We start from the raw sequence: 6,000 nt of genomic DNA, 5'->3' as shown, positions 1-6,000 counted from the left end.
AAGAGTTTGAAAGTGTAGAGCATTTTAAAATAGAATTAGAAAAATATATAGATTACTATAACACGAAACGGATAAAGGCAAAATTAAAAATGAGCCCGGTGCAATACCGGACTCACTTTTATCAAGCTGCCTAATGAAATAACCGTGTCTAATTTTTTGGGGTCACTTCATTTTAACTCTTTTTTCATGTTCACTACATACTTAATGCTTTTTTTTCCATATAATTGTAGCTGCTTATAAATTTTTGTTTAGGAATTTTAGCTCCTTTGCCACGTCGAAGAGGATCATTTATATATACATAATCATTGTCATATCCAGTGACTAATACGGCATGCATATCGAAGTCCGCTTGTATTGTTTTTCCTGATGGTGTTTTCCAAGTTTTAGGTGCTACAGGATGTGAAAAAGAGGCTGTAATCCAAGTTACCACCGGTTTACCTTGTGCTACTAGGCGTTCAATTTTAGAAAAATCAGATCCTGTTAAATTGATACCGCTGTTTGTATAACGGTCTAATACTTTTTTTAATGGAGCGGGGTCGATTGAATATCCAGGCGATATACCCTTGACATCTCCAACGAATCCAACTGATGGATCTCCCCATATTAGAATAGACCCAGCGCCTTTTACCATAGGTGTAGAATCAACAGGTAATTGTTTAGCAAGTGTTAGCTTGTCTACATTATGACCGTGGTATTTTAACATCATTGTCATGGAAACTACTTCACATCCATTATGTAGCTCAGGCAGTTGAAAAATCATTGGGGCATCTAAATACACCGATTCTTTTTTCATAACGCCATCTTCATATAAGTAATACCATTTTCCGTTATCTTGAATCCATCCCGTAGCCATATTGCCGCCGCTATGAAGGTAGTACCAGTTAGTGCCGTCAAAATACCAACCTGTACGCATTGTGCCATTTTGCGAAAGAAGGTACCATTTTCCATCTACTTTGGTCCATCCGGTAGCCATGCTGCCGCTTTGATGAAGATAGAACCAATTCGTCCCGTCAGAATACCAACCTGTGCGCATTGTGCCATTTTGCGAAAGGAAATACCATTTTCCTTCAACTTTGGTCCACCCGGTAGCCATGCTGCCGTTTTGATGAAGATAGAACCAATTCGTCCCGTCAGAATACCAACCTGTACGCATTGTGCCATTTTGCGAAAGAAGGTACCATTTTCCATCTACTTTGGTCCACCCCGTAGCCATGCTGCCGTCTTGATGAAGATAGAACCAATTCACCCCGTCAAAATACCAACCTGTGTGCATTATGCCATTTTGAGAAAGGAAATACCACTTACCGTTTACTTTAGTCCAACCAGTGGCCATATCTCCATTTTTATGTAAGTAATACCAGTAGCCTTTATCGTTTTTCCATCCCGTTACTTTCGTATTATTTGAGTAATAATACCAAGCGTTATTTTCTTTAATCCAGCCTTCTTTTTTTGTACTTTCTTCCTTTCTTACATTTACTGCAGGTGCATGTATAGCTGGAGCTACATTATTTCCTGCTGCTTGTTCTTTCTTATCAGTCGTTCCGTTCTTTTCTTGGATTTGCTCTTTGTTATCGGTAGTTCTGTTTTTTTCTTGGAATTTGTTCTTTGTTATCAGTGGAAAGATTGTTTTTCTGGGAAGTATCGTTTAAAGATTCATTTGTTGTTACTGTATTTGTTTGTTCCTCTGTATGAAGAGCATTTTTATTTATTTCTGTGTTTGCATAACTATGTATAGGAGATAATAACAAGGCGCTAGATAAAATGATAACTGGAAGCTTCTTTTTCATATTTACAATCCTTTCTGTGTTTACTTGTTTAGTAGATAAGTAGATTTAATAAATTATTAGTTTGTAATATAAAGCTAATCTGGAATGGTTTTCCTATTCTTATGTACCTGCATCATAATACAATAAAAAACTTTTGATTGCGAGAAGTTTTTTATGAGTGGAAAGAAGGGGGAGTTTATCCCGCATCAACTACCCGTAAAAGCCCGATTGGTGAGGACTAATAATCAGTGGTTGAGGAAGAAGAAGTGAATTGCAAATAAAAAGGCATCTATTTATAGATGCCTTTTTATTTGGTTTCTTACTGATGGGCTTTCCCCTCAGATACATTTTGAGTAAGGCGATACCAAAGCCATAGATCATTAATGATGGAGGCAAGGTTTGCAATTTCAGAATTGAGCCTACAGGAGATTTCAAAGTTCTCTTCGTTATTTAAATGATGTTGTTTTTGATTAATATGATATTCAAGTTCTTTTATACGATCAGGAATTTTCCCGCGAATTTGTTCCCATTTTAATAAAATAGCATGTTGCACTTTTTCAGGGATATCTTCCCATTCTTCTTGTAATTCAGGTACTTCTATTCCTAGGTGTTCATCGTATATAAAGTATTGTTCCATATAGACACCCCCAATTTCTGTTTCCATTGTACCGAAAAAAAGAAAGAAGTTCGACGGAATTGTTAGAAATTTTTTTGTTAATATCCCTTGATTCATTTTGTGAAAGGTGTTAAAGTGTGAATTAATATAAAAAATAATGAATATTTATTCTTTAGGGGGATATAAAAATGGAGAAGAAAAAAGTTGTTTTAGCATATTCCGGAGGTCTTGATACTTCCGTTGCAATTAAATGGTTACAAGAGAAAAATTACGATGTTATTGCACTTTGCTTAGATTTAGGGGAAGGTAAAGACCTAGCGTTTGTAAAAGAAAAAGCAATTTCAGTAGGAGCCGTTAAATCTTACATGATTGATGTTCAAGAAGAATTCGCGAATGAATATGCATTGATGGCTCTGCAAGGTCATACGTTATACGAAGGGAAATACCCACTTGTTTCGGCACTATCGCGTCCATTAATTGCGAAAAAACTAGTAGAAGTTGCGGAGCAGGAAGGAGCAACTGCAGTAGCCCATGGTTGTACAGGGAAAGGAAACGACCAAGTTCGTTTTGAAGTCTCTATTCAAGCCTTAAATCCATATTTAGAAGTGATTGCACCGGTTCGTGAATGGAAATGGTCACGTGAAGAAGAAATTGCATATGCAAAAGAAAACGATGTACCGATCCCAATCAATTTAGATAGTCCGTTTTCTATTGATCAAAACTTATGGGGACGTAGCAATGAATGTGGGATTTTAGAAGATCCATGGGCAGCGCCACCAGAAGATGCATATGAAATGACATTAGCACTAGAAGATACACCGAATAAACCAGAGTTTGTAGAAATTGGTTTTGAAGCAGGTGTACCAACAACATTAAATGGTACTTCTTATTCACTTTCTGAACTAATTAAAACGTTAAACACTCTTGCTGGAAAACATGGTGTCGGACGTATCGATCATGTGGAAAATCGCCTTGTTGGGATTAAATCGCGTGAAGTGTATGAATGTCCAGCAGCAATGACGTTACTTACAGCGCATAAAGAGTTAGAAGATTTAACGCTTGTAAAAGAAGTCGCTCATTTTAAACCGATGATTGAACAAAAGTTAACAGAATTAATTTATAACGGTTTATGGTTCTCACCTTTAAAACCAGCACTTGTTGCTTTCTTACAAGAAACACAAAAAACAGTAACAGGTACAGTGCGCGTGAAATTGTTTAAAGGTCATGCGATTGTAGAAGGACGTAAATCAGAGTACTCTCTATACGATGAAAAATTAGCAACATATACAGTAGATGATGAATTTAACCATGATGCAGCAGTTGGCTTTATTTCTTTATTTGGTCTTCCAACAAAAGTATACAGCCAAGTGAATCAGAAGAAGGTGGAAGCGTGAGTAAACTTTGGGGCGGCCGTTTTACAGCGGAAGCAGAAGAGTGGGTCGAGGAGTTTGGAGCTTCCATCTCCTTTGACCAAAAATTAGTGGTAGAAGATATAGAAGGAAGTATTGCCCACGTTACAATGCTTGCGAAGCAAGGGATTGTGACAAAAGAAGAAGCAGAGAAAATTAAAGAGGGCTTACAACATTTATTAGAAAAAGCGAAGACAAATGAATTAACTTTTTCAGTAGATGCTGAGGATATTCATTTAAACATTGAAAAGATGTTAATTGAACAAATTGGTGACGTTGGTGGGAAACTTCATACAGGAAGAAGTCGTAATGATCAAGTTGCGACAGATATGCATTTATATTTACGTAATAAAGTGAAAGATATTATAAAGGCAACGAAACAACTGCAATCGGTTCTTGTTCATCAAGCAGAGAAGAATATTGAAACGATTATGCCGGGATATACACATTTGCAGCGTGCGCAACCAATTTCGTTTGCTCATCATGTACTTGCATATTTTTGGATGTTAGAGCGCGATGTAAATCGTTATGAAGATTCACTGGAGCGCATTAATATGTCTCCGCTTGGTGCAGGCGCACTTGCGGGAACGACATTTCCGATTGACCGTGCGTATAGTGCTGAGCTTCTCGGCTTTGAAGGAATCTATGAAAATAGTTTAGATGCGGTAAGTGACCGTGATTTCATACTAGAGTTTCTTAGCAATTCATCCATACTAATGATGCATTTATCACGCTTTTGTGAAGAACTCATTTTATGGAGCAGTCAGGAGTTTCAATTTATTGAAATGAGCGATCAGTATGCAACAGGAAGCAGCATTATGCCGCAAAAGAAAAATCCTGATATGGCGGAGCTCATCCGTGGTAAAACAGGAAGAGTGTATGGCAACTTATTTAGTTTATTAACGGTAATGAAAGGCCTGCCGCTTGCTTATAATAAGGACTTACAGGAAGACAAAGAAGGAATGTTTGATACAGTTAAGACTGTAGAAGGATGCCTTCACATTATGGCTGGTATGCTAGAAACGATGACTGTAAACACAGAAAAAATGGGGCAAGCTGTAAAACAAGATTTCTCTAACGCAACAGAAATTGCTGATTACTTAGCAAGCAAAGGACTTCCGTTCCGTCAGGCGCATGAAATTGTCGGGAAACTTGTTCTTCATTGCACGCAAAAAGGCATTTATTTATTAGATGTACCGCTAGAAACATATCAAGAAATGAGCCCGTTATTTGAAGAAGATTTATATGAGGTTCTTTCTCCTTATGCAGCGGTGAAACGTCGTAATAGTGCAGGTGGGACAGGGTTTGTTCAAATCGAACAAGCGCTGGAAAAAGCGAAGGTGTTAGTAGGAGAAGAAGTAAAGATAAAGTGAAGCTTAAATCAGTGGGGGATTCAGCCCCACTGATTTATTGTTTTTATACTTCTAGACTACGTGTATGCATCATTTTATAGCTATTTTCCATAATTAAAAAATGATGCTTCTCATGTATCGCTAAAAGTTGAATGGCTTGAATGAGGTTTGGATAATTAGCGATTGGATCAAAAAATACAATGTGCCCCGCGATATTTTCTTCTATATTTTGAACGCATACTTTGATTGCGTTTGTTTCGTTTACTAGCAATTGTTCTAATTCTTTTCCGTTCATAGTGTAATAGACTTTTTTTGGTGGTACTAAAATCCAAGGGGCTTTCATTCCTCGCCCATGTTTTTCTTTGTACTCTGCATAGATGTCATGTATGTCAGTTGCAAATGGGGCATTTTTTCTTATCTTGGCATAGGGAAGAAGTGTGAAAGAAAACTTAATTGCAACTTTCAGCATTTTTGTGATTAAGTACAGGTGGTAGAGATGTTCTCCAATCGACCATTTTCCATCTTCATTTCGATGCCATAACTTTTCTTGCGGAAGTGATTGTAGTTGAGGTAGAAATTGAGATCTTTGTTGATGTAATGTATGAAAATGTCTTGATATACTTTCGGATTTCATTTAACGGGACCTCCTGTTTCGTTTTCCTAATTATACCATTGTTATAATTGTTTTGTATTTTGAAAAGGGGATCTATATTCAAACAACTCTTTATATAGGATAGTACGTTCGGAAGCTTAACTTTACTGCATCGCTATCAACGTAAAAAAGGAGAGCGCACTATACGATGTACTCTTTTTTAGATAAAGTGTTCACATAAAGTGAAACTTTAATTAGTGGGGGG

At 37.1% G+C, this 6,000-nt stretch carries 7 protein-coding genes; 3 read left to right on the top strand and 4 right to left on the bottom strand.

Features of this window, described 5'->3' with window-relative positions:
* On the top strand, nt 1–134 hold a 134-nt coding region (locus tag CN373_RS10445; protein ID WP_048538106.1), incomplete at its 5' end, for an IS3 family transposase.
* A gap of 59 nt (nt 135–193) precedes the next feature.
* Here CN373_RS10445 and CN373_RS10440 read toward each other — a convergent pair.
* The 3 genes from CN373_RS10440 to CN373_RS10430 all read right to left on the bottom strand — a co-directional run bounded on the left by CN373_RS10440 (nt 194) and on the right by CN373_RS10430 (nt 2,403).
* Complete coding sequence (locus tag CN373_RS10440) at nt 194–1,435, bottom strand: C39 family peptidase (protein ID WP_346426378.1); 1,242 nt, start codon at nt 1,433–1,435, stop codon at nt 194–196.
* Nucleotides 1,436–1,568: 133 nt separating this feature from the next.
* Complete coding sequence (locus CN373_RS10435) at nt 1,569–1,787, bottom strand: hypothetical protein (protein ID WP_098359257.1); 219 nt, start codon at nt 1,785–1,787, stop codon at nt 1,569–1,571.
* 298 nt (nt 1,788–2,085) lie between these two features.
* Nucleotides 2,086–2,403, bottom strand: coding sequence for a hypothetical protein (locus CN373_RS10430; protein ID WP_000438831.1), 318 nt, complete (start codon nt 2,401–2,403; stop codon nt 2,086–2,088).
* 167 nt (nt 2,404–2,570) lie between these two features.
* Between CN373_RS10430 and CN373_RS10425 the strand changes: the two genes are divergently transcribed.
* Both CN373_RS10425 and argH read left to right on the top strand, forming a co-directional pair.
* A complete protein-coding gene (locus tag CN373_RS10425; protein ID WP_000412337.1) occupies nt 2,571–3,776 on the top strand; it encodes an argininosuccinate synthase in 1,206 nt (401 codons plus the stop codon).
* On the top strand, nt 3,773–5,164 hold the full coding sequence (gene argH / locus CN373_RS10420; RefSeq protein ID WP_000041236.1) for an argininosuccinate lyase: 1,392 nt from the start codon (nt 3,773–3,775) through the stop codon (nt 5,162–5,164). Before CN373_RS10425 ends, argH begins: the two co-directional genes overlap by 4 nt.
* A gap of 43 nt (nt 5,165–5,207) precedes the next feature.
* On the opposite strand, the gene CN373_RS10415 is transcribed toward argH, so the two are convergent.
* Complete coding sequence (locus tag CN373_RS10415) at nt 5,208–5,777, bottom strand: DinB family protein (protein ID WP_000834381.1); 570 nt, start codon at nt 5,775–5,777, stop codon at nt 5,208–5,210.
* Between the last annotated feature and the right edge of the window lie 223 nt (nt 5,778–6,000).

The sequence above is a fragment of the Bacillus cereus genome (assembly GCF_002561295.1).
Classification (GTDB): domain Bacteria; phylum Bacillota; class Bacilli; order Bacillales; family Bacillaceae_G; genus Bacillus_A; species Bacillus_A cereus_S.
This window is presented reverse-complemented; position numbering and strand designations above follow the sequence as displayed.

What these genes read in the sequence shown, in the direction of transcription:
- CN373_RS10425 (WP_000412337.1), top strand. Translation starts at nt 2,571, where the DNA reads ATGGAGAAGAAAAAAGTTGTTTTAGCATATTCCGGAGGTCTTGATACT.
- CN373_RS10435 (WP_098359257.1), bottom strand. Translation starts at nt 1,787, where the DNA reads ATGAAAAAGAAGCTTCCAGTTATCATTTTATCTAGCGCCTTGTTATTA.
- CN373_RS10415 (WP_000834381.1), bottom strand. Translation starts at nt 5,777, where the DNA reads ATGAAATCCGAAAGTATATCAAGACATTTTCATACATTACATCAACAA.
- CN373_RS10430 (WP_000438831.1), bottom strand. Translation starts at nt 2,403, where the DNA reads ATGGAACAATACTTTATATACGATGAACACCTAGGAATAGAAGTACCT.